This window comes from Bacteroides celer, from assembly GCF_002632415.2.
Lineage (GTDB): Bacteria > Bacteroidota > Bacteroidia > Bacteroidales > Bacteroidaceae > Bacteroides.
The window spans coordinates 5,877,231-5,902,008 of record NZ_CP178209.1; the positions used below are offsets into that span (position 1 = coordinate 5,877,231).

Below are 24,778 nucleotides of genomic sequence, written 5' to 3' on the forward strand. Positions count from 1 at the left end.
TCTTTTTTCTAATACCTAAAAATATAAGTAGTTTCACAACTACACTGCAAAGGTATAGCTGTTTGCGAAAACAACAAAGTCCATGATACTAAAAAATACATTTGGGCTTGTTTTTTTGACTTATGTCAAGACATGAAGCAAATTTTAAGTGTAAACCTCACATTTATTCTGACGATAACCTCTATTTTGAACAAATTCTCCATTTTGCTTTCTAGTTTCATCCATTATTGAGCAGACAAGCAACTAATAAAAAGACAGTAAAATAAGATATAAAAGAGCATAATATCACTATTTTCCACAAAAACGCAGGATTACAAAACTCGAAGAATAGTCAAATCTCGAACAATCTGCATATTTCTAACTCAAAATTACAGCGTTTTTTCAATTAAACCGGATTCCTCCCCGGATTTTCAGAAGCAAAAACAGCTTGAAGATACAAGTCTCGCAACTTTTCTGTAACTTTGCAGCGTTTGATAATAAATAAGATAGGAATGGATTTTAAGTACGACGTAATTGTAATTGGTGCCGGACATGCTGGTTGTGAAGCAGCGGCAGCTGCTGCTAATTTAGGTTCCAAAACTTGTCTCATCACTATGGACATGAACAAGATTGGACAGATGAGTTGCAATCCGGCTGTAGGAGGAATCGCCAAAGGACAAATTGTACGTGAAATAGATGCACTGGGTGGACAGATGGGATTAGTGACAGATGAGACTGCCATTCAATTCCGAATTCTAAACCGCTCGAAAGGTCCAGCCATGTGGAGCCCTCGCGCCCAATGCGACCAGGCTAAGTTTATTTGGTCCTGGCGAGAGAAACTGGAAAATACACCCAACCTTCATATCTGGCAAGATACCGTATGTGAACTGCTCGTTGAAAACGGTGAGGTCACCGGATTGGTCACCGCATGGGGTGTCACCTTTAAAGCAAAATGCATTGTGCTCACCGCAGGAACTTTCCTCAACGGACTGATGCATGTAGGACGTCATAAATTGCCGGGAGGAAGAATGGCCGAGCCGGCTTCTTATCAGCTGACCGAATCCATCGCCCGTCACGGTATCTCTTACGGAAGGATGAAAACCGGTACTCCGGTACGAATCGACGCGCGTAGTGTGCATTTTGACCAGATGGAAACACAAGACGGTGAATCGGACTTCCACAAGTTCTCATTCATGAATACTAGCACGCACCACTTAAAGCAACTTCAATGCTGGACATGCTACACCAATGAAGAAGTACACCGGATTCTGCGTGAAGGTTTGCCGGATTCTCCCCTGTTCAACGGACAGATTCAAAGTATCGGGCCACGCTATTGTCCGAGCATCGAAACCAAGATTGTCACTTTCCCGGATAAAGATCAGCACCAGTTATTTCTCGAACCGGAAGGAGAAACGACACAAGAGTTATATCTTAACGGATTCTCTTCTTCGCTTCCGATGGAAATACAAATTGCAGCATTAAAACAAATCCCGGCTTTCAAAGATCTGGTTATCTACCGCCCGGGATACGCTATCGAATATGACTATTTCGATCCGACTCAATTAAAACATACGTTGGAATCGAAGATTATAAAAAACTTGTTCTTTGCCGGACAAGTAAACGGAACCACCGGATACGAGGAAGCAGGAGGACAAGGATTGATAGCCGGTATCAATGCACACATCAACTGCCACGGCGGAGAAGCATTTACTTTGGCTCGCGATGAAGCATATATTGGCGTATTAATCGACGATTTGGTTACCAAAGGTGTGGATGAACCTTACCGTATGTTTACCTCGCGTGCGGAATACCGTATTCTGCTTCGCATGGATGATGCCGATATGCGCTTAACAGAGAAAGCATTTAAGCTTGGGTTGGCAAAAGAAGATCGATATCAGTTAGTAAGAAGCAAGAAAGAAGCTGTGGAACAAATCATTTCTTTCGCGCGCAACTATTCGATGAAACCTGCACTAATCAACGATGCTCTCGAAAAGATAGGGACAACTCCCCTACGTCAAGGTTGTAAGTTGATAGAGATTCTGAACCGCCCGCAAGTGACAATAGAAAATATAGCAGAATATGTTCCGGCGTTTCAACGCGAACTGGAAAAAGCGACGAGTTCGGATCAAGACCGGAAAGAAGAGATTCTCGAAGCCGCCGAAATCCTAATCAAGTATCAAGGATATATTGACAGAGAAAGAATGATAGCTGAAAAACTAGCACGATTGGAGAGTATCAAGATTAAAGGAAGATTTGACTATTCTACCATTCAGTCCCTTTCCACCGAAGCTCGGCAAAAGCTGGTAAAGATAGATCCGGAAACAATCGCGCAAGCGAGCAGAATCCCGGGAGTCTCTCCTAGCGACATCAACGTGCTGCTGGTGCTTTCGGGACGATAAGCGGCAACGTTTCACGTGAAACAAAGAATTTAAAGAAACGATATAATTCAATGATTATGAGCAAAGAAACACTAATCAAAAGCATTCGGGAAGTACCCGATTTTCCGATTCCCGGAATCCTGTTCTACGACGTCACCACTCTATTCAAAGATCCATGGTGCTTGCAGGAATTATCCAATATCATGTTCGATATGTATAAGGATAAAGGAATCACCAAAGTGGTAGGTATAGAATCAAGAGGCTTTATTATGGGACCAATTCTGGCAACCCGTCTGAACGCCGGTTTTATTCCAGTCCGCAAACCGGGCAAACTCCCGGCAGAAACGATTGAAGAAAGCTACGATAAGGAGTATGGCAAAGATACGGTGCAAATTCACAAAGATGCACTGGACGAAAATGACGTAATTCTACTACATGATGATTTGCTGGCAACAGGAGGCACCATGAAAGCAGCTTGCGAATTGGTGAAAAGACTAAAGCCTAAAAAGGTATATGTAAACTTCATCATCGAATTGAAAGAACTGAATGGAAAATCATTGTTCGGAGATGACGTAGAAGTAGAATCGGTATTGTCTTTATAAAGGATTTACCTCTATTTGCAGAGAATGTGTCAAAAGTAAGCAGCTAGCGATCTTTCGTACCTAACAATTATGAATACAGAACCAGAAAGCAGAGCCAATGAATATTTGAAAGGGATTGTAGCCAACCTTCCCGAGAAGCCGGGTATTTACCAATACCTGAACACGGAGGGTACAATTATATACGTTGGAAAGGCTAAAAATCTAAAGAAAAGAGTCTATTCCTACTTCAGCAAAGAGCATGAACCGGGAAAGACACGAGTGCTGGTCAGCAAAATCGCCGATATTCGTTATATTGTAGTCAACACGGAAGAAGATGCGTTATTGCTGGAGAATAATCTGATAAAGAAATATAAGCCGCGCTACAACGTTCTATTAAAGGATGACAAGACATACCCTTCTATTTGCGTACAAAACGAGTATTTTCCCAGAGTTTTCAGAACAAGGAAAATTATCAGGAACGGTTCTTCGTATTATGGACCATATAGTCACATACCATCCATGTATGCGGTACTGGATCTGATAAAGCATTTATATCCTTTGCGAACTTGCAGTTTAAACCTAACTCCGGAGAATATACGGGCTGGTAAGTTCAACGTATGCCTGGAATATCATATAAAGAACTGCGCAGGACCATGCATCGGGCTGCAATCACAGGAGGATTATCTCAAAAACATTGATGAAATCAAAGAGATCCTGAAAGGAAATACACAAGAAATCAGCCGTATGCTACTGGAAAGGATGCAGACATTAGCTGGTGAGATGAAGTTTGAAGAAGCACAGAAGGTGAAAGAGAAATATCTTCTGATAGAAAACTACCGTTCCAAATCGGAGGTAGTAAGCGCTGTATTGCACAACATAGATGTATTTTCTATTGAAGAGGACGAGTCCAATTCCGCTTTCATCAACTATCTGCATATTACAAACGGTGCCATTAACCAGGCGTTTACATTCGAATATAAAAAGAAGCTGAATGAATCAAAAGAAGAGCTTTTGACACTGGGTATTATCGAAATGCGGGAACGCTATAAGAGTCAATCCAGAGAGATTATAGTGCCTTTTGAACTTGATTTGGAGCTAAACAACATCGTATTTACCGTTCCACAGCGGGGAGATAAAAAGAAATTGCTGGATCTTTCGATTCTAAACGTGAAGCAATACAAAGCCGACCGTCTAAAACAGGCGGAAAAGCTGAATCCGGAGCAAAGAAGTATGCGATTAATGAAAGAGATACAGCAAGAGTTGCATCTGGACAGACCGCCTTTGCAAATTGAATGCTTTGACAACTCAAACATACAGGGTTCTGATGCCGTGGCCGCTTGCGTTGTCTTTAAAAAGGCTAAACCCTCAAAGAAGGATTATCGGAAATACAATATAAAGACGGTTGTAGGACCTGACGACTATGCATCCATGAAAGAGGTCGTCAGAAGACGTTATCAGCGCGCTATTGAAGAAAACGCCCCTCTGCCCGACCTGATTATCACCGATGGTGGAAAAGGCCAAATGGAGGTCGTTAGAGAGGTGATTGAAGATGAGCTGAACTTAACAATCCCGATTGCCGGACTGGCAAAGGACAATCGCCATCGCACATCGGAACTGCTTTTTGGATTTCCTCCGCAGACTATCGGTATCAAACAGCAAAGCCCGTTATTCCGTTTGCTGACACAGATTCAGGATGAGGTGCACCGCTTTGCCATCAGTTTCCATCGTGATAAACGCAGCAAACGGCAGGTAGCATCGGCATTAGACAATATCAAAGGGATTGGAGAAAAGACAAAAACAGCGCTTCTGAAAGAATTTAAGAGCGTAAAACGGATCAAAGAAGCCTCTTTTGAGGAGATTTCCGCTGTGATTGGAGAAGCGAAAGCCAAGACTGTAAAAGAAGGTTTGGATAACGAACAACAATAAGGAAATACGTCAGCCAAGGCGGCACTGTTCGAACTTTCGAGCAGTGCCGCTCTAAATTTCAAGCCATAACAATCAATAAGTTGATTATCACTACCAAGATAGCGAATTGACAACAAACAATAACGAATGCTCCTATTGACTACGGAGCGAATTCACAATATTTTCCCATCAACACACCGTTTTCTCTTCTGAATTTTGTAAATTTGCCTTTCCTAATCATGAAATAGAATAAATAACAATGAGAATAGTCATACAACGGGTAAACCATGCGTCAGTAACCATTGAAGGACACTGCAAGTCGTCCATTGGGAAAGGGATGCTGATATTAGTCGGTATTGAAGAAGCAGACGGGCAGGAAGATATCGACTGGCTCTGCAAGAAGATTGTAAATCTACGTATCTTCGATGATGAGAATGGCGTAATGAACAAATCTATTTTAGAAGATGGAGGTGAGATTCTGGTTATCAGCCAGTTCACGCTACACGCTTCTACCAAGAAAGGAAATCGCCCCTCCTATATCAAAGCTGCCAAGCCGGATGTCTCTATCCCACTCTACGAACAATTCTGCAAAGATTTAAGCGGTGCATTGGGAAAAGAAATAGGCACAGGCATCTTTGGGGCAGACATGAAAGTTGAACTTTTAAACGACGGCCCCGTTACTATATGCATGGATACAAAAAACAAAGAATAATAACCAACCATCAACAATTATGACTCTGGAAGAAGCACAGAAACAAGTGGACCAATGGGTGAAAACATACGGCGTCCGCTACTTCAGCGAGTTGACCAATATGGCAGTTCTGACGGAAGAAGTAGGAGAACTGGCGCGTGTCATGGCCCGCAAATATGGAGATCAATCCTTTAAAGAGGGAGAGAAAGATAATATAGATGAAGAGATAGCAGACATTTTATGGGTGCTTCTCTGCATTGCCAACCAGACAGGTGTAGACATAACCACTGCTTTCCAGAAAAGCATGGAAAAGAAAACGAAACGAGATAATAAAAGACATATCAACAACCCAAAACTGAAAGATCATGGAAGAGAATAAATCACAGCCCAACAAGTACAATGCCGCATTGGCAAAGTATAATACCAATCTGAGCGATGCAGATATTCAAGCTCGCGTAGCTGAATTGATTGAGAAAAAAGTGCCGGAAAACAACACGGAAGACGTTAAGAAGTTCCTGTTCAACTGTATTGATCTGACTACTTTGAATAGTACAGACAGTGACAAAAGTGTGATGCACTTTACCGAAAAAGTCAATCAGTTTGACGACGAATATCCTGATCTTAAAAATGTTGCAGCAATCTGTGTATACCCCAATTTTGCAGCCATCGTTAAGAATACGCTGGAGGTAGACGGAGTCAATATAGCCTGTGTATCAGGAGGTTTTCCCTCTTCGCAGACATTCATTGAAGTAAAAGTGGCAGAAACAGCATTAGCAATCGCAGAAGGTGCAGATGAAATAGATATTGTCATTTCCATCGGCAAATTCCTAAGCGGAGACTACGAAGGAATGTGTGAAGAAATACAGGAATTAAAGGAAGTTTGCAAGGAACGCCACCTCAAAGTGATCCTCGAAACAGGTGCACTAAAGAGCGCTTCCAACATCAAGAAAGCCTCTATCCTATCCATGTATTCGGGCGCAGATTTCATCAAGACTTCCACCGGTAAGCAACAGCCTGCCGCTACTCCGGAAGCCGCTTACGTGATGTGTGAAGCCATCAAAGAATACCACCAGAAGACCGGAATCAAGATTGGATTCAAACCGGCAGGTGGCATCAATACCGTTAATGATGCGATTATTTACTACACGATTGTAAAAGAATTATTGGGTGAAGAATGGCTGGATAATCAACTATTCCGCCTGGGAACCAGCCGCTTAGCTAATCTCCTTCTTTCTGACATCAAAGGGGAAGAAATCAAGTTCTTCTAAGCTAAAGGCTACATTAGCAATCAAATACGCCTTACCGCGCGGCTCCCGTACTCCGGGAACCGACGCGGTATTTTTTATTTAAGAAAATCTAAAGATAGTTACAGGAGAATTCAGAAAAATACTTATCTTTGTAAAAGGTTTAGCGATGAAAATATAGCTAATTAGTTATATTAGAGAACGTTTCATTTATTACCAATTCCTGGAATTCGGCAAAATTCAAAGTTATGAATGGTAATAAGCAAACGGGTCTCACGCACCTTCATGTATATACTTTTGTTATATATCGAATGGAGCGTGGGACTGTTGCTTGTATACTCATAACGGCTTGCCGAAGCCTCAGGAAAATACATGGCAACAGTTCTCACGCTTTTCATGAACCTTTGAAGGTATTAGGATGGACGCATATACAAGAACCTTAAGATTCAATCACAACCCTCTGAACCTCATCCTCGGAGCAGAGAAAAAGAAGGGGCTACGCATCGGTTATATGGAAGCCGGACTGCAAGGCTTCTATCTCAACTCCATGGAGACCGGAATCCATCCACAAAAACTATCCAAACTGCTAACAGAGGAGTTTCACTGCACCAATAATGAGTCCGTCACCGGACTATTCCAGTTCCTTATCAACGAAGGCGACAGAGTCTCCTACCAGATTATGCTCCCCTATTTACTCTCTACAGAGAACATCAACGAGTTCGAAAACGTCATTCAAAAGCGTTTTTTCGGAGTGGAACGTTTTATTCGTCAAGGAAAGAATCTATACAAATTCGTAAAATATACAGAGGAAAGAAGGGACCCTATTATATGGATAAATGATTTGGAAAAAGGCATTATCGGATGGGATATGGGACTGCTTGTGAGCCTGGCGCGCGCCTCCCAGGCATGTGGTCACATCACCAAAGAGAAAGCCTGGGACTACATAGAGCAAGCCGCCAAATTATGTTCTTTAGATCTTCATACAGCGGAAGAAATAGACAAGAGTTTCCTTTTAGGAAAAGCGATGAAATCGGAAAAGATAGAAGATTGGGACCGGTTATTATTGTGCTATTCACTTCTGGCAAAATACCGGAAGTAACTATTTTTCGCGGTCTACTACGTAATCCAGATAAGCCCGGAGAGCTGCACAGATATCGGAATCCGGCAAAGAAGCCAATAGATTGAAAGCTTTTTGCTTATAGACATTCATAGTCTGAACCGCATATTCAATACCTCCGTTTTCTTTAATAAACGAAATCAAATGAGCTATTTCATCAAGAGTAGCCGTACCCTCCTTTACTTTGATTGCAATTTCTTGCACTTCCTCGTTTTTCGTCGTATTCAGCACATACAAAGCGGGTAATGTCAGTTTACCTTCAAGCATATCATTACCCGTAGGTTTACCGATCTCCTTATTATCAAAGTAATCGAAAATATCATCCTTTATCTGGAAACAGATACCAATATATTCGCCCAGCAAACGGGCAAGTTCAGCTTCCCCCTCACCCACACCTACCGAGAAAGCGGCAGCCTTTGTGCAGGCAGCAAAAAGAGCAGCAGTTTTCTTGCGGATTACATCAAAATAGACTTCCTCGGAAAAACTGTGATTACTTACATTTGAAAGCTGAAGCAACTCACCGTCAGCAAGATCCTGTCCAAGAGTGGACACCAGCTGAATAATACGATGGCTGTTTGTCAGTTCGGCGTGTACGAGGCTGGTTGCTAATAAATAGTCACCCGTCAGCACCGCTACTTTATTATTAAAGATAGCATTTACCGAGAGCTGTCCACGACGTTCGGAGCTTTCATCCACTACGTCATCATGTACCAGGCTGGCCGTATGAAGGAGTTCCAATGAAACAGCCGCATGAAGAGTGGAAGGACATATTGCGCCATAAAGACGTGCCACGAGTAAAACAAGAATAGGCCGCATCATCTTACCATTCCTCTGCCGTATGTGAGATACGACGCTATCGAGCAATGCATTTGAACTGGAGAGAGAACTATCAAAAAGTTCTTTGAAGTCGCCCAGTTCCGCTTCAATCGGAGTTCTGATAAGTGAGATACTGTCCATTTATTACACAATTTGAGCACAAAAGTAATAATAAAACGCTTAATACCGTATTTTTTTGTACTTTTACCATGAAAAATTAATTAAATCTATGGATTCAGGTAATAAATTATTTCTTTTAGACGCTTATGCATTGATATATCGGGCGTATTACGCCTTTATTAAGAACCCAAGAATCAATTCCAAAGGATTCAACACTTCAGCCATACTGGGTTTTGTGAACACCCTCGAAGAAGTACTGAAAAAAGAGAATCCCACTCATATAGGAGTAGCCTTCGACCCCGCAGGTCCCACCTTCCGCCACGAGGCTTTTGAACAATATAAAGCGCAACGCGAAGAAACTCCGGAAGCAATCCGTCTTTCCGTACCTATTATAAAGGATATTATACGCGCCTACCGCATCCCCATTCTGGAAGTGGCAGGCTACGAAGCCGACGATGTGATAGGTACGCTCGCTACTGAAGCCGGTCGCCAGGGTATCACTACCTATATGATGACTCCCGACAAAGATTACGGGCAGCTGGTAAGTGACAAAGTATTTATGTATCGCCCTAAACACACAGGAGGTTTCGAAGTGATGGGCGTTGAGGAAGTGAAAGCCAAGTTTGACATTCAGTCTCCGGCACAGGTGATCGATATGCTCGGACTAATGGGTGACTCTTCGGATAACATCCCCGGATGTCCCGGAGTAGGAGAAAAGACTGCTCAAAAACTAATCTCCGAATTCGGAAGCATCGAGAACCTATTGGAACATACCGACCAACTGAAAGGAGCATTGAAAACAAAAGTGGAAACTAACCGGGAAATGATTACGTTCTCGAAATTTCTCGCCACCATTAAAATCGATGTCCCCATCCAACTTGAAATGGATGCTCTTGTCCGCGAAGAAGCAGACGAAAATTCACTTCGTAGCATTTTCGAGGAATTGGAATTTAGAACACTCATTGACCGGGTGCTCAAAAAAGATATTTCCGGAAACGGAATAACCTCTGCCACCGGAAGCAAAGTTGCCACTGGGAAAAGCACCCCCTCTCCTCTTCCACTTTTTCCCGAAGAAGGAGGCGGAATGCAAGGCGATTTATTTGCGAATTTCACGCCCGATGAACCGGGTGAAGCAAAAAAATCGAACCTAGAGACGTTAGAATCGCTCACTTATAACTACCAACTCGTTGATACAGAGGAGAAAAGACAGGAAATTATTCAAAAGTTACTTACATCGAAAATTCTCTCGTTAGATACGGAAACCACCGGAACTGAACCAATGGATGCCGAATTAGTCGGAATGAGCTTTTCGATTGCAGAAAATGAAGCTTTTTATGTTCCCGTACCATCGGACCAAGACGAAGCGTTAAAAATCGTAAATGAGTTCCGTCCGGTCTTCGAAAATGAGAATTCATTAAAAGTCGGACAAAATATCAAGTACGACATGATTGTTCTTCAAAATTATGGCGCAACAGTAAAAGGTCCGCTTTTCGATACGATGATCGCTCATTATGTTCTTCAACCGGAACTTCGTCATGGCATGGATTATCTTGCGGAAATTTACCTGCACTATCAGACTATCCACATTGACGAACTGATAGGTCCCAAAGGAAAGAATCAGAAGAACATGCGCGATCTCGATCCGAAAGATGTATATCTGTATGCCTGCGAAGATGCAGACGTAACTCTGAAACTGAAAAATGTATTGGAGAAAGAACTGAAAGAAAATGACGCAGAACGTTTGTTCTATGATATAGAAATGCCGCTAGTTCCCGTATTGGTTAATATAGAACGGAACGGGGTATTGCTGGATACGGAAGCATTGAAGCAGTCGTCCGCCCATTTCACCGCCCAGATGGAGCAAATCGAAAAAGAGATTTACGAATTGGCCGGTGAGACTTTCAATATCGCTTCGCCCAAACAAGTCGGTGAGGTACTATTTGACAAACTGAAAATCGTAGAGAAGGCAAAAAAGACTAAGACCGGCCAGTACGTCACCTCGGAAGAAGTGCTCGAAAGCCTCCGGCACAAACATCCGGTAGTAGAAAAGATTCTGGAACATCGCGGACTGAAAAAGCTATTGGGCACGTATATCGACGCACTCCCCCAGCTCATCAATCCACGTACAGGAAGGGTACACACCTCTTTCAACCAGACTGTAACCGCTACAGGACGCCTTAGTTCAAGCAATCCGAATTTACAAAATATCCCTATCCGCGACGAGAACGGAAAAGAAATCCGCAAGGCTTTCATCCCCGATGAAGGCTGCCTCTTCTTCTCTGCCGACTATTCGCAAATTGAGTTGCGCATCATGGCACACCTTAGCGAGGATAAGAATATGATTGATGCTTTCCTTAGCAATCACGATATTCATGCGGCCACTGCTGCCAAAATTTATAAGACCGACCTGAAAGACGTAGGTTCCGACATGCGCCGTAAAGCTAAGACTGCCAATTTCGGTATCATCTATGGCATATCCGTATTTGGTCTTGCCGAACGAATGAATGTAGACCGCAAAGAAGCCAAAGAGTTAATCGACGGTTACTTTGAAACTTATCCGGGAGTAAAAGCATATATGGATAAAAGTATCCAGGTGGCCCAGGAAAAAGGCTATGTGGAAACAATCTTCCACCGGAAACGCTTCTTGCCGGACATCAATTCCCGGAATGCCGTTGTACGCGGATATGCCGAACGAAATGCCATCAACGCCCCTATCCAGGGAAGTGCGGCAGATATTATAAAAGTAGCAATGGCACGTATCTATCAACGGTTTCAGGCCGAAGGAATACAAGCCAAAATGATCCTGCAAGTACATGACGAATTAAATTTCAGCGTTCCTGTCAATGAAAAAGAGCGTGTAGAAGAAATCGTCATCGAAGAAATGGAGAAAGCATACCGCATGCACGTCCCCTTGAAAGCAGATTGCGGATGGGGCAAAAACTGGCTTGAGGCACATTAAACCATCAAGTGAATAAAGACTACCTCAATAAGGAATTGCTATCTTTTAGATACTAATTGCGCTGGGAGACTCCACCTTATCCGGGGCCTCCGCTTACAAAATAAAAGCAAGTATGAGTAATAACATTATTTAACTCTGTATCCAGAAAGCTAGAAAAAAGATTCCTTTTTCAACGAAGTGATTCATTCTATATCCGGCAGATTGACTGCCGGATATTTTTTTGTCACCAATATTGGCAAAAAGCTAGTTACCACCTACCCCCACTCTTGACATTTTGACAATCTTTTATCTTCTAAAACGCATAAATACCAAATTAATATGTAGATTTGCAGCGTAAAATCAATGCATTTGGTAGACAAATGAAAGCATAACCCAAAAACTTAAATAGCCATGAAAGCAAAAGTATCTTTAAAAATGTTCGTTTTATCTGCAGCTCTTCTTGTTGTATCGCTTGCTACTTCTGCACGTAGCTACGATAATCAATTGATTTATAATCCAATCGAGGAGAATGGTATGACAGTGGGACAAACCGTTTACAAAATGGACGGAAATACACTTGCCAACTACATGAAGTACAATTACAAGTACGATGACAACAAACGTATGATTGAAAGCGAAGCCTTGAAATGGAACAATAGCAAGGACGCATGGGAAAAAGACCTACGCATCAATTATACTTATGAAGGCAAGACCGTTACTACGAATTATTATAAATGGAACGCTAAAAAACAAGCCTACGTACTGGTACCCGAAATGACCGTTACGATGGATAATACAAATATGTAACATAAACTCTCTCATTCTAATATTCTAACAAAAGGATACGCCGCTTCTGCTGAAGAAGTGGCGTATTTCATAATATGAGGTCTACATTACAAAACAAAGAAACGCTCTTGCAGTTCTTTTAGATAACTTCGGGAAATAACCAAATCGTTCTTATCGTGAAAAGGCGGATAAAGTTGACAGCATTTACCATCAATCATTGCCAGATAATTAACATTTACAATAGCAGATTGGCTAATCTGTACAAAAGCTTGTGAATAACTGATAATATCTTCTGCTTTGGTATTTCGCTTCAAATTCAGACAAGTTTGATTAAACAAGACCACCTGCCATTGACGTTTGTCTTTCAGATATTCAAAAAAACCGATTTCTTCCAGCCGCAAAAGCTTGAAGCCTGTCACTGTGCTAATCATAAACATGCCTTGCTGGGGCATCAATGCACTAATGGAAGAAGCAAAAGAAGGCAAAAGAGGAAGCGAAGTAGAGGTCATAGCCTTCCGGTAACGGTCTATAATTACTTTCAGGTCTTCCGCTTCAAAAGGCTTCAGCAGGAAGTCGAAAGCCGACTCACGCAACGCCTGAAGCAAGTATTTGTCATAAGAGGTGTAAAATACGACCTTCATATCCCACAAAATATCCTCCCTGATTTCACTTAATAGATTGAGTCCCAACGTATCCGGAAGTTCCACATCAAGAAACAATAAGTCCGGATGCAACTCCATAATCATCTTTTTACCCTTTGCACCATTCCCTGCGATTCCTTTTACTTCAAATTCACGATAGGGCTCCAACTCTCGGCGCAAAGCATCAATCGCTGTACGTTCATCGTCAACGATGACTACCTTATACTTTTCTTCTGTCTCCATCATAAATCATAAGAAAAACGAAACGGGATATATACCGACACTTCCGTACCGGTTTGTCCATCGCTTCTGTTGGTTATATTAAAACGTATTTTATCACTCTTATTCTTTGTATTCAGTAATTGAATGGTCTGATACAACACTTTCAATCCTGTACCAGTACCCCGTGTGGCGGAAACTACCTGCGGGAGATACCCGCGTCCGTTGTCGGTAACCGTTATACGAATCCCATTTGTTTCACGGGAAACATATACCATTAGCTCCTTTTTTCCGTCCTTTCCCGCCAGTCCATGTTTAATAGCATTCTCCGCCGGAATTTGCACAATCATAGACGGAATCATGATGCGGGTTGCATCTAAACCCTCCTCCAATGTGATTGTTGCGACAAAATCTTCTCCGACACGCCCACGTTCCAGTTCGATGTATGTATGCACGAAATCCAGTTCGTCTTGCAAAGATACACTCAATTTCTCGGTAAGTTCGAGGCTACGACGGAGATATTTCACCAGTTCCATCAGATTATGTTTCACCTCTTCCGAGCCGTTAAACTGATTGATCTCACGTCCCAGTACATTAAAAGTAAAATGAGGAGAAATCCGGCTTCTCAAATTCTCCATGCGGACACGGTTGATTTGCTGGAAGAAACGCTGGCGAAGAAACTCCCTCTTTTTACGCATATACCAGACAACTACCACTACCCCTGCCACAAGCAACACGCAGACAAGTACCCAGATAGATACGCTCAATTTGAGCACTCTCATCTCTGCTGCCTGCTGCTGAATCTTCATTTCCTTACGAAGTACTATCGTATCCTGCCGGTAACGCATATCCAATTCGGCAACACGCATCTGTATCCGTTCGCTCCGAATGGAATCGTCCAAATGGCAATCACGTTTCAGGTATTCATAGGCACGACGGTAATCACCGGTATGCTCAAAATAATGTTGCAGATACTGATTGCGTATAGTTAGCATATTGGCGTCAAGATGCCCCACAGGAGCAGTCCGGGCGATCATAGTTTTCGCTTGGGCTATATTTCCTTTCTTCAATGCCAGTTCAATCATCTGGGTTTCAATGTAATGAATGGCCGAGTTATGCTGTATATCGGAGAAGAAACGATAACTTTCGTCCAGGCAGATCTGTGCGGAGTCCAGTTTGTCAGTCAACAAGTACAATTCTCCCAGATTTACTTTGATAAAGTTCTGTTCAAACACCATCTGCGGATAAGAAGATACGAGTGCATTGGCCCTACGCATATATTTCAAAGCTTCCTGATAGTTTTTCCGGTAATAATAATGGTTGCCGCGATTGTTGAGATAGGTCCATTGCTCGCTCACGTTCATTTCATCGAAGAACTGCCCGGCCAATTCATAGTAATGATTGGATAAATCGAAATCACGCAGTTCCATGTAAGTCTGCCCCAATCCGTAGTAGACAGGAAATTTCGTGTGCTCGGACAAGTTCAAAGAATCGCAGAGAAACAGGGCGCGCCGGTAATACGAAGCAGTGTGCGCCAAGTCACTGCGATGCAGATAGGCATCAGCGATATTGATACAAATATCCGGAAGCAGGTGTAGTCTTTTTCCTTTCAGGCGATATCCATAGGCTTTCTTATAGTCGATAATTGCAGAATCAGGGCGGTTCAGTTGCATCCATACGTTGCCTTCGATATTATAGACATCGGACAATACATCATTCCATTGCGGAGATTGGAGAGATTCAGAAGATTGGGAAGCATTGCAGGAAAATTCTTTTACCCGGCGGTTGTAATAGAGTATAGAATCAAAATCGGAAGAGACAAAGAATGTTTTCCCGTAAAGGGCGAGCAGACGATAATAAACCAGGGAATCTTGCGTCTGCATCAGTGCCTCAAGCAGTTGTGAGCGGGAATAATGCACATTGGAAAACAGCGAATCCTGCACACGAACTTCCAAAGAATCAACCAACGCCTGTTCGCATGAAGAGCTATTGCGGTGTCTATCAGCATATCCGCAACTCAACAACATCAACAGCCCCAACAGTCCAAATAGTTTCATAGCAGTCTTCTGATTCATCAGTCCCCTTATTCATGTCATGTTTTGAATGTGACAAAAATACATTATTTATCCTGAATCCCAGCGAATTTTATTATTTTTTTAATACCTTTGTGCCCATATAAATATGAGCAACTGACCTAATGAGTCCACTGAACTTCACCCACATTTTGACACAGGCAGTCGATGAGCTATCGGAAAGCGAATCTTATAAAGGACTGTTTCATCAGCACAAAGATGGCGAACCACTGCCCTCTGCAAAAGTCTTGTATGAAATTATTGAGCTTTCACGCTCCATTCTTTTCCCCGGATATTACGGAAATTCTACTATTAACAGCCGGACCATCAATTATCACATCGGTGTAAACATTGAAAAATTGTTTGATTTACTTTGTGAGCAAATCCTGGCCGGATTATGTTTTAGCACTTCCATAGAGGGGAAATGCAACGTCTGCTCCGACTCCAAACGAGAAGAAGCTGCACGTCTTGCTGCTAAATTCATCAGTAAGTTACCCGCCATGAGGAGGATACTGGCAACGGATGTGGAAGCCGCCTACAACGGTGACCCGGCTGCCGAAAGCTATGGAGAGGTCATATTCTGTTATCCGGCCATTAAAGCGATCAGCAATTACCGTATCGCGCATGAATTGCTGGAACTGGGTGTTCCTCTGATTCCCCGTATCATCACGGAGATGGCGCATAGCGAAACGGGAATTGATATCCATCCGGCCGCAAAGATTGGCACTCACTTCACCATCGACCATGGTACGGGTGTCGTAATCGGCGCCACGAGTATCATCGGAAACAACGTCAAACTATATCAGGGTGTCACGCTGGGAGCCAAGAGTTTCCCGCTGGATGCCGACGGAAAACCTATCAAGGGAATCCCCCGCCATCCGATCCTGGAAGACAATGTAATTGTTTATTCCAACGCCACTATTCTGGGAAGAATCACCATCGGGCGTGATGCAACCGTAGGCGGTAATATCTGGGTAACGGAAAACGTGCCCGCAGGAGCAAGAATCGTACAAACTAAAGCAAAAAAATAAAATCAAAAGAATCTATATGAGCGAACAATTCGAGATGATAGCCAAGACTTTCCAGGGACTGGAAGAGATACTTGCAGAAGAACTGACAGCATTAGGAGCCAACGACATTCAAATAGGACGTCGTATGGTTTCATTTACAGGAGATAAACGTATGATGTACAAGGCTAATTTCTGTCTACGTACCGCCATCCGTATCCTGAAACCCATCAAGAACTTTACGGCCAAAGATGCTGACGAGGTTTACAATCAAATACAGGCTATTCCATGGGAAGAATATCTCGATGTGAACAAGACATTTGCTATCGACGCAGTAGTATTCAGTGAGGAGTTCCGCCATTCGAAATTCGTTTCGTACAAGGTGAAAGATGCGATTGTGGACTACTTCCGCGAGAAAACGGGTAAACGTCCGTCGGTACGCATCAACAACCCGGATGTACTTCTGAACATTCATATTGCACAGACTACCTGTACCTTGTCGTTGGACTCGTCCGGAGAATCACTTCACCGTCGCGGTTATCGCCAGGAAGCGGTAGAAGCTCCGTTGAATGAGGTATTGGCTGCCGGCATGATTTTAATGACCGGATGGCGTGGAGAATGTGATCTGATCGATCCGATGTGTGGTTCGGGTACTATCCCTGTAGAAGCCGCACTGATTGCTAAGAATATCGCTCCGGGAGTATTCCGTAAAGGGTTTGCTTTCGAGAAATGGGTGGATTTCGATGCGGATATGTTTGATGAGATTTACAATGACGACAGTCAGGAGCGTGAGTTTACTCATAAGATTTATGGGTATGACAACAATCCGAAAGCGAATGAGATTGCAACTCACAATATAAAAGCTGCCGGTGTATCGAAAGATATCGTGCTAAAATTGCAACCGTTCCAGCAGTTCGAACAGCCGAAAGAGAAATCAATCATCATCACCAATCCTCCTTATGGGGAACGTATCTCTACGAATGATTTGCTCGGTCTTTACCAGATGATCGGCGAACGTCTGAAACATGCATTTGTAGGAAACGAAGCATGGGTGCTTTCTTATCGGGAAGAGTGTTTCGACCAGATTGGCTTGAAGGCAAGCCAGAAGGTTCCTTTGTTCAATGGACCGTTGGAGTGTGAATTCCGCAAATATGAGATTTTTGACGGAAAATATAAAGAGTTCAAGAGCCAGGAAGAGGGCGAAGAGAAGAAAGAGGGTGAAGGAGAACAAGCTCCAAGATTCAGAGAAAGAAAAGAATTTAAGCCACGCCGCGAAGGTGAGTTCAAGCCGCGTCGGGACGGCGAATCCAGACCTCGCAGAGAGGGAGAATACAAGCCACGCAGAGAAGGTGGCGACTTCAAAGGTGGCGATGAAAGAGATAGAAAACCACGGGGAGAATTCCGCGGAGGAAGAGATTCAAGAGGGCCAAGAGAATTTAGGGGAAACCGGGAGCCGAGGATTCCGAAGAAGGAAGAGGAATAAACGGTTATAATCCCAACAACTTATTCACCCTGTAATTCACTAGTTAATAATTAATTAAAAACTTGAAGTTCCAAATTGGAACTTCAAGTTTACATCATAGTTCTAATGTTCAGTCACAAATTGGAACCTGTCTAAACAAAAAAATGGATGATATAGCTATTATAGAAAACAAAATATACGAAATCAGAGGGCAAAAAGTTATGCTTGACTTTGATTTGGCAGAAATGTATGGAGTTGAAACTAAACGACTCAAGGAACAAGTACGTCGTAATATTGAACGCTTTCCTGCTGAATTCATGTTCGAGCTAACAAAAGAAGAAGTTGCAATTTCAAGGTCGCAAATTGCGACCTTGAAAACAGGACAAGGATATAACATCAAATATCTTCCGTTTGCATTTACTGAATATGGTATAGTTATGTTATCCAGCGTCCTCAAGTCCAAGACCGCTGTGGAAGTAAATATCAATATTATCCGTGCTTTTGTACGTATGCGCCAATATCTTCTATCCAATATACCTAAAAAGGAGTTGGAAGAATTAAAACAACGCATCGAATATCTCGAAGAAGATATTACTTCTGATAGGGAAAGTTACGAAAAACAATTTGACGACCTATTTAATGCCTTTGCTAAAATAAGTGCAATTATCCAATCAAGACAGACTCCTTTGGACAGAGTAAAAATAGAAGGATTTAAAAACAAATAATAAAGAAAAGAGCAATGAGTAAAATTGGAAAAAGAGCCATTCTGTTATTGTTGGCACTACCAATCGGATTCAATGTTATGGCACAAGAAACCAAAAAACCGACGCTGGAAGAACTGATTCCGGGCGGCGAGAGTTACCTCTATGCAGAAAACCTGTACGGGCTGCAATGGTGGGGCGACGAATGTATCAAGCCAGGAGTAGATACCCTTTATTCAATTCAACCCAAAACCGGGAAAGAAACAATGGTTATCACTCGCGAGCAAATCAACAAAGTGCTTGAAGAAAACAAAGCAGGAAAATTATCACACCTGTATTCCGTCCGTTTTCCATGGACAGACAAGGCACAAATGCTATTCACGATAGCAGGAAAGTTCATTGTATATGATTTCAAGAACAATCAGGTTGTCAGCACTTTCAAACCAAAGGACGGGGCAAATAATGAAGACTATTGCGCAGCCAGTGAAAATGTGGCTTACACGATAGATAACAATCTATATGTGAATGAGAAAGCAGTAACCAATGAACCCGAAGGCATCGTTTGCGGACAAACAGTGCACCGCAATGAATTCGGTATCAACAAAGGAACTTTCTGGAGTCCGAAAGGCAACCTGCTCGCTTTCTACCGTATGGATGAAAGCATGGTGACACAATACCCGCTTGTAGACATCACTGCACGTGTAGGCGAAGTAAATAACGTACGCTATCCGATGGCAGGAATGACGAGCCATCAGGTAAAAGTAGGCATTTACAACCCTGCTACCGGTAAAAGCATTTATCTGAATGCAGGCGATCCGACAGACCGTTATTTCACTAACATCAGCTGGGCACCGGATGAAAAGAGCCTCTACCTGATCGAAGTAAACCGCGACCAGAATCATGCCAAACTCTGCCAGTACAACGCAGAGACAGGAGAACCCATGGGAGTTCTCTATGAAGAAATGCACCCTAAATACGTTGAACCGCAAAACCCCATCGTATTTTTGCCGTGGGACCCTACCAAGTTCATCTATCAAAGTCAGCGTGACGGCTACAATCACCTTTATCTCTTTGAGACAAATGCAGCAAACATGAAAGGTGAAACCTATAATAGTGCCAACGGCGGTAGTTATTTCCAGGCCGGTAAAGTAAAACAGCTAACCAAAGGCAACTGGCTGGTCAGCGAAATCCTAGGATTCAACACAAAGCGTAAAGAGGTCATCTTCACTGCCGTAGAAGGCTTGAGAAGCGGCCATTTTGCAGTAAACGTAAGTAATGGAAAGATAAGCCAGCCGTTCGAGAACTGCAAGGAAAGCGAACATAGCGGAACACTTAGCGCCTCTGGTACATACCTTATCGACCGTTATTCCACCAAAGACCAACCCCGCGTCATCAACCTGGTAGACACCAAAAACTTCAAAGAAACAGCCAACTTGCTGACAGCCGAAAATCCTTACGACGGATACCAGATGCCAAGCATCGAAACCGGAACAATCAAAGCGGCAGACGGCACTACCGACCTGCATTACCGCCTGATGAAGCCGGCAAACTTCGATCCGGCTAAGAAATATCCCGTAATCGTATATGTCTACGGAGGCCCTCACGCGCAATGCGTCACCGGAGGATGGCAGAACGGCGCACGCGGATGGGACACATACATGGCAAGCAAAGGCTATATCATGTTCACCATCGACAATCGCGGTAGCAGCAACCGCGGACTAACATTTGAAAATGCCACCTTCCGCCGTCTCGGTATCGAAGAAGGCAAAGACCAGGTAAAAGGCGTTGAATTCCTGAAATCCCTCCCCTACGTAGACAGCGAGCGCATCGGCGTACACGGATGGAGTTTTGGAGGTCACATGACTACCGCCCTGATGCTCCGTTACCCGGAGATATTCAAAGTAGGCGTTGCCGGAGGTCCGGTAATCGACTGGGGTTACTATGAAATAATGTACGGCGAACGCTATATGGACACACCGGAAAGCAATCCGGAAGGCTACAAAGAATGTAACCTGAAGAATCTTGCCGGTCAACTGAAAGGTCACCTGTTGATTATTCACGACGATCATGACGATACCTGCGTGCCACAGCACACCCTCTCGTTTATGAAAGCCTGTGTAGATGCCCGCACTTATCCCGACCTGTTTATCTACCCGTGCCACAAGCACAACGTAGCAGGCCGCGACCGTGTACATCTGCACGAGAAAATCACCCGGTACTTTGAGCAGAACTTATAAAACCTGTGAAGTCCACCGCATCTATACGAATCATATATAACAGTATAACTTATAATAGCACAAAGATGAAGATATTATTACTTGGCTCGGGCGGCCGCGAACATGCACTGGCATGGAAAATTGCCCAAAGTCCGAAAGTTGAAAAACTGTACATTGCTCCGGGAAATGCCGGAACAACTGCCGTAGGCGAGAATGTCAACATCAAAGCAACCGATTTTGAAGCCATCAGCGCTTTCGCTCTGAAAGAGAACATTCAAATGGTAGTAGTAGGCCCCGAAGATCCGTTGGTAGAAGGAATCTACGACTACTTCCAGAACCGTCCGGAGCTAAAGCATATTGCCGTTATCGGTCCTTCGGCTCAAGGAGCAGAACTGGAAGGAAGCAAGGAGTTTGCCAAAGGCTTCATGATGCGCCACAACATCCCGACAGCCCGCTACAAAAGCATCACTTCGGCAAACCTCGAAGAAGGTCTCGCTTTCCTCGAAACGCTGGAAGCTCCATACGTATTGAAGGCTGATGGTCTTTGTGCCGGAAAAGGAGTACTTATCCTCCCTACACTGGACGAAGCTAAAGTAGAACTGAAAGAAATGCTGGGTGGCATGTTCGGCTCTGCATCGGCAACCGTTGTAATCGAAGAGTTCCTAAGCGGTATCGAGTGCTCTGTATTCGTACTGACAGACGGAGAACACTATAAAGTCCTCCCCGTAGCCAAAGACTACAAACGCATCGGTGAAGGCGATAAAGGACTAAATACAGGCGGTATGGGTAGCGTAACCCCCGTTCCGTTTGCCGATGAAGTATTTATGGAGAAAGTACGCACACGCATCATCGAACCGACCATCAACGGCCTGAAAGAAGAAAACATCACTTACAAAGGCTTCATCTTCCTCGGTCTTATCAAGGTGAAAGGTGAACCGATGGTGATCGAATACAACGTCCGCATGGGCGACCCGGAAACAGAAAGCGTGATGCTCCGTATCCAGAGCGACTTCGTAGAACTGCTTGAAGGCACTGCCGCAGGCAACCTGAACGAAAAAACACTGGTTATGGACCCACGTTCAGCCGGCTGTGTCATCCTTGTCAGCGGCGGTTATCCCGAAGCCTACGAAAAAGGATTCCCTATCAGAGGACTGGAACAGGCTGCCGCTACCGACAGTATCATTTTCCATGCCGGAACAGCCATGAAAGACGGACAAGTAGTGACGAACGGAGGACGTGTGATTGCCGTTTGCTCTTACGGTGCAACGAAAGAAGAGGCACTGGCACAGAGCTACAAAGTGGCAGACATGATCGACTTCGACAAGAAGTATTTCCGCCGCGATATCGGATTCGATTTGTAATTCAAGTTTCGCACGCAAGTAGCCCTATTCCGCATAGCGTTGAACACCATGACTTGTCAAGCATTAATAGTTGAGTTATCAAGTATTAATAGTTTAGACGACAATTGTTAATACTTGAGGAATCAGGTATTAACAGCTGACAGGATGGTTGTTAACATCAAGCATGCAGGATATTAATATCCAGAATATCAACCGAATGTACCTATAGTATCAAGAGATAACAAGTAATAAACTCATGAGAAATAAAAGACTACAAAGTCAAGTGACGGCAGGACGGTGGACCCTGCCTGCCGTTATCTTTATCTGCGCCCTGTGCTGGGTGTTGACTTACTTTTTATTTCCCGGTTCCATAGCCTCAACCGTACTCGAAGGCAGCCCTTCTGCCTGGCAACCCGCCCGCGATTTTCTGCTTCCGGGGTGGGCAGACCGGATTGTCAGCTTCCTGATTTATGCAACCATCGGTTACTTTCTGATAGAGCTGAACAATCAGTTCAGCATTATCCGTATGAGGGCTTCCATGCAGACGGCTATCTATTTCCTGCTGGTCACCGTCTGCCCGAAAATGCATTTCCTATATACAGGAGATATTGTTGCCCTGGGCTTTCTCATTTCCATTTATTTTCTGTTTAAAAGCTATCAGCAAACTCAAGCTGCGGGTTATTTATTCTACTCCTTCTTCTTTATCGGAGCGGGAAGTATTCTGTTCCCACAGTTCACCATCCTCTCAGTGCTTTGGTTGCTCGAAGCCTACCGTTTCCAGTCGCTCACTCCGCGTAGTTTCTGCGGTGCGCTGCTCGGATGGATGCTGCCATACTGGATGCTGTTCGGACACGCCTTCTTCTACAACGAGATGGAGTTGTTCTATCGCCCTTTCAATCAGCTACTAACTATCGGGGAATTCTTCAACCTGCAAATCCTCCAGCCTTGGGAACTGGCAATACTCGGCTATCTGTTGGTGATGTTCATCGTCAGTACCGTCCATTGCATCGCCGCCGGATTTGAGGATAAGATACGCACACGCGCCTATCTCCAATTCCTGATAGACCTGACGATTTTCCTGTTCCTGCTGATTGCCCTGCAACCGATATATTGCAGTGCCCTATTGCCTTTGCTTATCATAAGCAACAGCATCCTGATCGGACATTTCTTTGTACTGACCAATAGTAAAAGTTCGAATGTGTTTTTCATCATTTCATTGGTCGGTCTCATCCTCTTATTCGCTTTTAATATATGGACGCTTTTATAGATTCAACGATACAACTCCTCATAGAATGGGGACTCCCGGGATTATTCATCTCGGCTTTACTGGCTGGGAGCATCGTGCCTTTCAGTTCCGAACTGGTACTGGTGGCACTGGTGAAACTCGGTCTGCCCCCGATAGCCTGTCTGATCTCCGCCACTCTGGGCAACACAGTAGGCGGAATGACTTGCTACTACATGGGGCGTTTGGGCAAAATCAGTTGGATCGAGAAATATTTCAAGGTAAAGAAAGAGAAAGTAGACAAAATGGTGAAATTCCTGCAAGGAAAAGGAGCATTGATGGCCTTCTTCACCTTTCTTCCCGCTATTGGGGAAGTGATAGCCATTGCACTGGGATTTATGCGAAGCAACACATGGCTCACCATAGTTTCCATGTTTGTCGGCAAACTGATACGTTATATTCTTCTCCTGTATGCACTCGAAAGTGCCTGGGACGCTATAGCAGGGTAAGGATTTTAAATATCAGGTAAAAAGGATTAGACGTTAGACAGTAAGCATTAGAGATTGTATGATGGAAAGGATTATTGAGAAAACCGACGACGGGAGCGCTACCCTGTTTGTTCCGGAATTGAATGAACATTATCATTCAACGAAAGGGGCACGCACGGAGTCTCAACATATTTTCATCGATATGGGACTTAAAGCCTCTTCCGCCACTACTCCGCATATTCTTGAGATCGGCTTCGGGACAGGGCTAAACGCCTGGCTCACCCTCGAAGAAGCAGAAAGAAGCAGACGGAATATACACTATACAGGATTGGAACTCTATCCACTGGAATGGCAGACGATAGAGCAATTAGGATATATCTCCAATGATGAACAATTAACGACGACCGCCCGGCAGCAACCGGCTATCGAATTGTTTAAGCAACTTCATACATCACCTTGGGAGAAAGACGTGCAACTCACTCCACACTTCACCCTACGGAAAGTAGAGACAGACGTAAACAAATGGGTTGAGAACAGAGAACGAACAATGAGCAATGTCAATGATAGCGTAACCAACGCCGAATCACCTGCCTTGAATCCTTCATTTAACCTCATTTACTTCGATGCCTTTGCACCGGAAAAGCAACCGGAAATGTGGTCGCAAGAACTATTCAACCGCCTCTACGTTTTATTAGATAGAGACGGCATCCTGACCACTTACTGCGCCAAAGGTGTCGTCCGCCGGATGTTACAGACAGCCGGATTCACAGTAGAACGTCTGCCCGGACCTCCGGGTGGTAAACGGGAAATATTACGGGCCCGAAAATAAGAATAGAAACAAGATAAAAAAGAACC

Annotated in this window: 20 protein-coding genes; 17 read left to right on the forward strand and 3 right to left on the reverse strand. The window is 43.7% G+C overall.

What is annotated here, in order from left to right:
* Window positions 1-491: 491 nt before the first annotated feature.
* The 7 genes from mnmG to CJF29_RS23360 all read left to right on the forward strand — a co-directional run bounded on the left by mnmG (window position 492) and on the right by CJF29_RS23360 (window position 7,877).
* On the forward strand, window positions 492-2,378 hold the full coding sequence (mnmG, locus tag CJF29_RS23330) for a tRNA uridine-5-carboxymethylaminomethyl(34) synthesis enzyme MnmG (RefSeq protein WP_074559775.1): 1,887 nt from the start codon (window positions 492-494) through the stop codon (window positions 2,376-2,378).
* Between the two features lie 50 nt (window positions 2,379-2,428).
* Complete coding sequence (locus CJF29_RS23335; protein ID WP_099146098.1) at window positions 2,429-2,959, forward strand: adenine phosphoribosyltransferase; 531 nt, start codon at window positions 2,429-2,431, stop codon at window positions 2,957-2,959.
* Between the two features lie 69 nt (window positions 2,960-3,028).
* Window positions 3,029-4,864 carry an excinuclease ABC subunit UvrC gene (gene uvrC, locus CJF29_RS23340; protein WP_074559777.1) on the forward strand — a complete coding sequence of 612 codons (1,836 nt, stop codon included), beginning with the start codon at window positions 3,029-3,031 and terminating at the stop codon, window positions 4,862-4,864.
* A 238-nt stretch (window positions 4,865-5,102) separates the two neighbouring features.
* Window positions 5,103-5,555, forward strand: coding sequence for a D-aminoacyl-tRNA deacylase (dtd, locus tag CJF29_RS23345; RefSeq protein ID WP_022199983.1), 453 nt, complete (start codon window positions 5,103-5,105; stop codon window positions 5,553-5,555).
* 19 nt (window positions 5,556-5,574) lie between these two features.
* Window positions 5,575-5,913: a nucleotide pyrophosphohydrolase gene (locus CJF29_RS23350; RefSeq protein ID WP_074559779.1), complete on the forward strand. Its 339-nt coding sequence runs from the start codon at window positions 5,575-5,577 to the stop codon at window positions 5,911-5,913.
* Window positions 5,900-6,802: a deoxyribose-phosphate aldolase gene (gene deoC / locus CJF29_RS23355; protein ID WP_074559782.1), complete on the forward strand. Its 903-nt coding sequence runs from the start codon at window positions 5,900-5,902 to the stop codon at window positions 6,800-6,802. The genes CJF29_RS23350 and deoC overlap by 14 nt, the downstream gene beginning before the upstream one ends.
* 394 nt (window positions 6,803-7,196) lie before the next feature.
* Window positions 7,197-7,877 carry a DUF1266 domain-containing protein gene (locus CJF29_RS23360; protein ID WP_074559784.1) on the forward strand — a complete coding sequence of 227 codons (681 nt, stop codon included), beginning with the start codon at window positions 7,197-7,199 and terminating at the stop codon, window positions 7,875-7,877.
* Here CJF29_RS23360 and CJF29_RS23365 read toward each other — a convergent pair whose 3' ends face one another.
* Complete coding sequence (locus CJF29_RS23365) at window positions 7,878-8,852, reverse strand: polyprenyl synthetase family protein (protein ID WP_074559786.1); 975 nt, start codon at window positions 8,850-8,852, stop codon at window positions 7,878-7,880.
* 88 nt (window positions 8,853-8,940) lie between these two features.
* Here CJF29_RS23365 and polA point away from each other — a divergent pair, with 88 nt between their 5' ends.
* Window positions 8,941-11,790 (forward strand): DNA polymerase I, encoded by a 2,850-nt coding sequence (gene polA / locus CJF29_RS23370; protein WP_074559789.1) that lies wholly within the window; start codon window positions 8,941-8,943, stop codon window positions 11,788-11,790.
* Between the two features lie 390 nt (window positions 11,791-12,180).
* On the forward strand, window positions 12,181-12,576 hold the full coding sequence (locus tag CJF29_RS23375; protein WP_004296707.1) for a DUF3836 domain-containing protein: 396 nt from the start codon (window positions 12,181-12,183) through the stop codon (window positions 12,574-12,576).
* Window positions 12,577-12,662: 86 nt separating this feature from the next.
* Here CJF29_RS23375 and CJF29_RS23380 read toward each other — a convergent pair whose 3' ends face one another.
* Window positions 12,663-13,442, reverse strand: a complete 780-nt coding sequence (locus CJF29_RS23380; protein WP_099146099.1) for a LytR/AlgR family response regulator transcription factor — start codon at window positions 13,440-13,442, stop codon at window positions 12,663-12,665.
* The gene (locus tag CJF29_RS23385) at window positions 13,439-15,490 is read right to left on the reverse strand and encodes a tetratricopeptide repeat protein (protein WP_099146100.1); all 2,052 of its coding nucleotides are present in this window, start codon (window positions 15,488-15,490) and stop codon (window positions 13,439-13,441) included. Before CJF29_RS23385 ends, CJF29_RS23380 begins: the two co-directional genes overlap by 4 nt.
* 122 nt (window positions 15,491-15,612) lie before the next feature.
* Here CJF29_RS23385 and CJF29_RS23390 point away from each other — a divergent pair, with 122 nt between their 5' ends.
* From CJF29_RS23390 to mnmD, 8 genes are all read left to right on the forward strand, one after another.
* Window positions 15,613-16,518, forward strand: coding sequence for a serine O-acetyltransferase (locus CJF29_RS23390; RefSeq protein ID WP_004296704.1), 906 nt, complete (start codon window positions 15,613-15,615; stop codon window positions 16,516-16,518).
* Between the two features lie 16 nt (window positions 16,519-16,534).
* The gene (locus CJF29_RS23395; protein ID WP_004324207.1) at window positions 16,535-17,977 is read left to right on the forward strand and encodes a THUMP domain-containing class I SAM-dependent RNA methyltransferase; all 1,443 of its coding nucleotides are present in this window, start codon (window positions 16,535-16,537) and stop codon (window positions 17,975-17,977) included.
* Window positions 17,978-18,120: 143 nt separating this feature from the next.
* Entirely contained in the window at window positions 18,121-18,681 is a 561-nt protein-coding gene (locus CJF29_RS23400; protein WP_004296702.1) for an ORF6N domain-containing protein, read from the forward strand.
* Between the two features lie 14 nt (window positions 18,682-18,695).
* Window positions 18,696-20,894 carry a S9 family peptidase gene (locus CJF29_RS23405; protein ID WP_074559795.1) on the forward strand — a complete coding sequence of 733 codons (2,199 nt, stop codon included), beginning with the start codon at window positions 18,696-18,698 and terminating at the stop codon, window positions 20,892-20,894.
* 65 nt (window positions 20,895-20,959) lie between these two features.
* The gene (gene purD, locus CJF29_RS23410) at window positions 20,960-22,234 is read left to right on the forward strand and encodes a phosphoribosylamine--glycine ligase (protein WP_099146101.1); all 1,275 of its coding nucleotides are present in this window, start codon (window positions 20,960-20,962) and stop codon (window positions 22,232-22,234) included.
* Window positions 22,235-22,469: 235 nt separating this feature from the next.
* On the forward strand, window positions 22,470-23,480 hold the full coding sequence (locus CJF29_RS23415) for a hypothetical protein (RefSeq protein WP_099146102.1): 1,011 nt from the start codon (window positions 22,470-22,472) through the stop codon (window positions 23,478-23,480).
* Window positions 23,465-23,944, forward strand: a complete 480-nt coding sequence (locus CJF29_RS23420) for a YqaA family protein (protein ID WP_004296698.1) — start codon at window positions 23,465-23,467, stop codon at window positions 23,942-23,944. Before CJF29_RS23415 ends, CJF29_RS23420 begins: the two co-directional genes overlap by 16 nt.
* A 61-nt stretch (window positions 23,945-24,005) precedes the next feature.
* A complete protein-coding gene (gene mnmD, locus CJF29_RS23425) occupies window positions 24,006-24,752 on the forward strand; it encodes a tRNA (5-methylaminomethyl-2-thiouridine)(34)-methyltransferase MnmD (RefSeq protein ID WP_099146111.1) in 747 nt (248 codons plus the stop codon).
* Window positions 24,753-24,778: the final 26 nt, after the last annotated feature.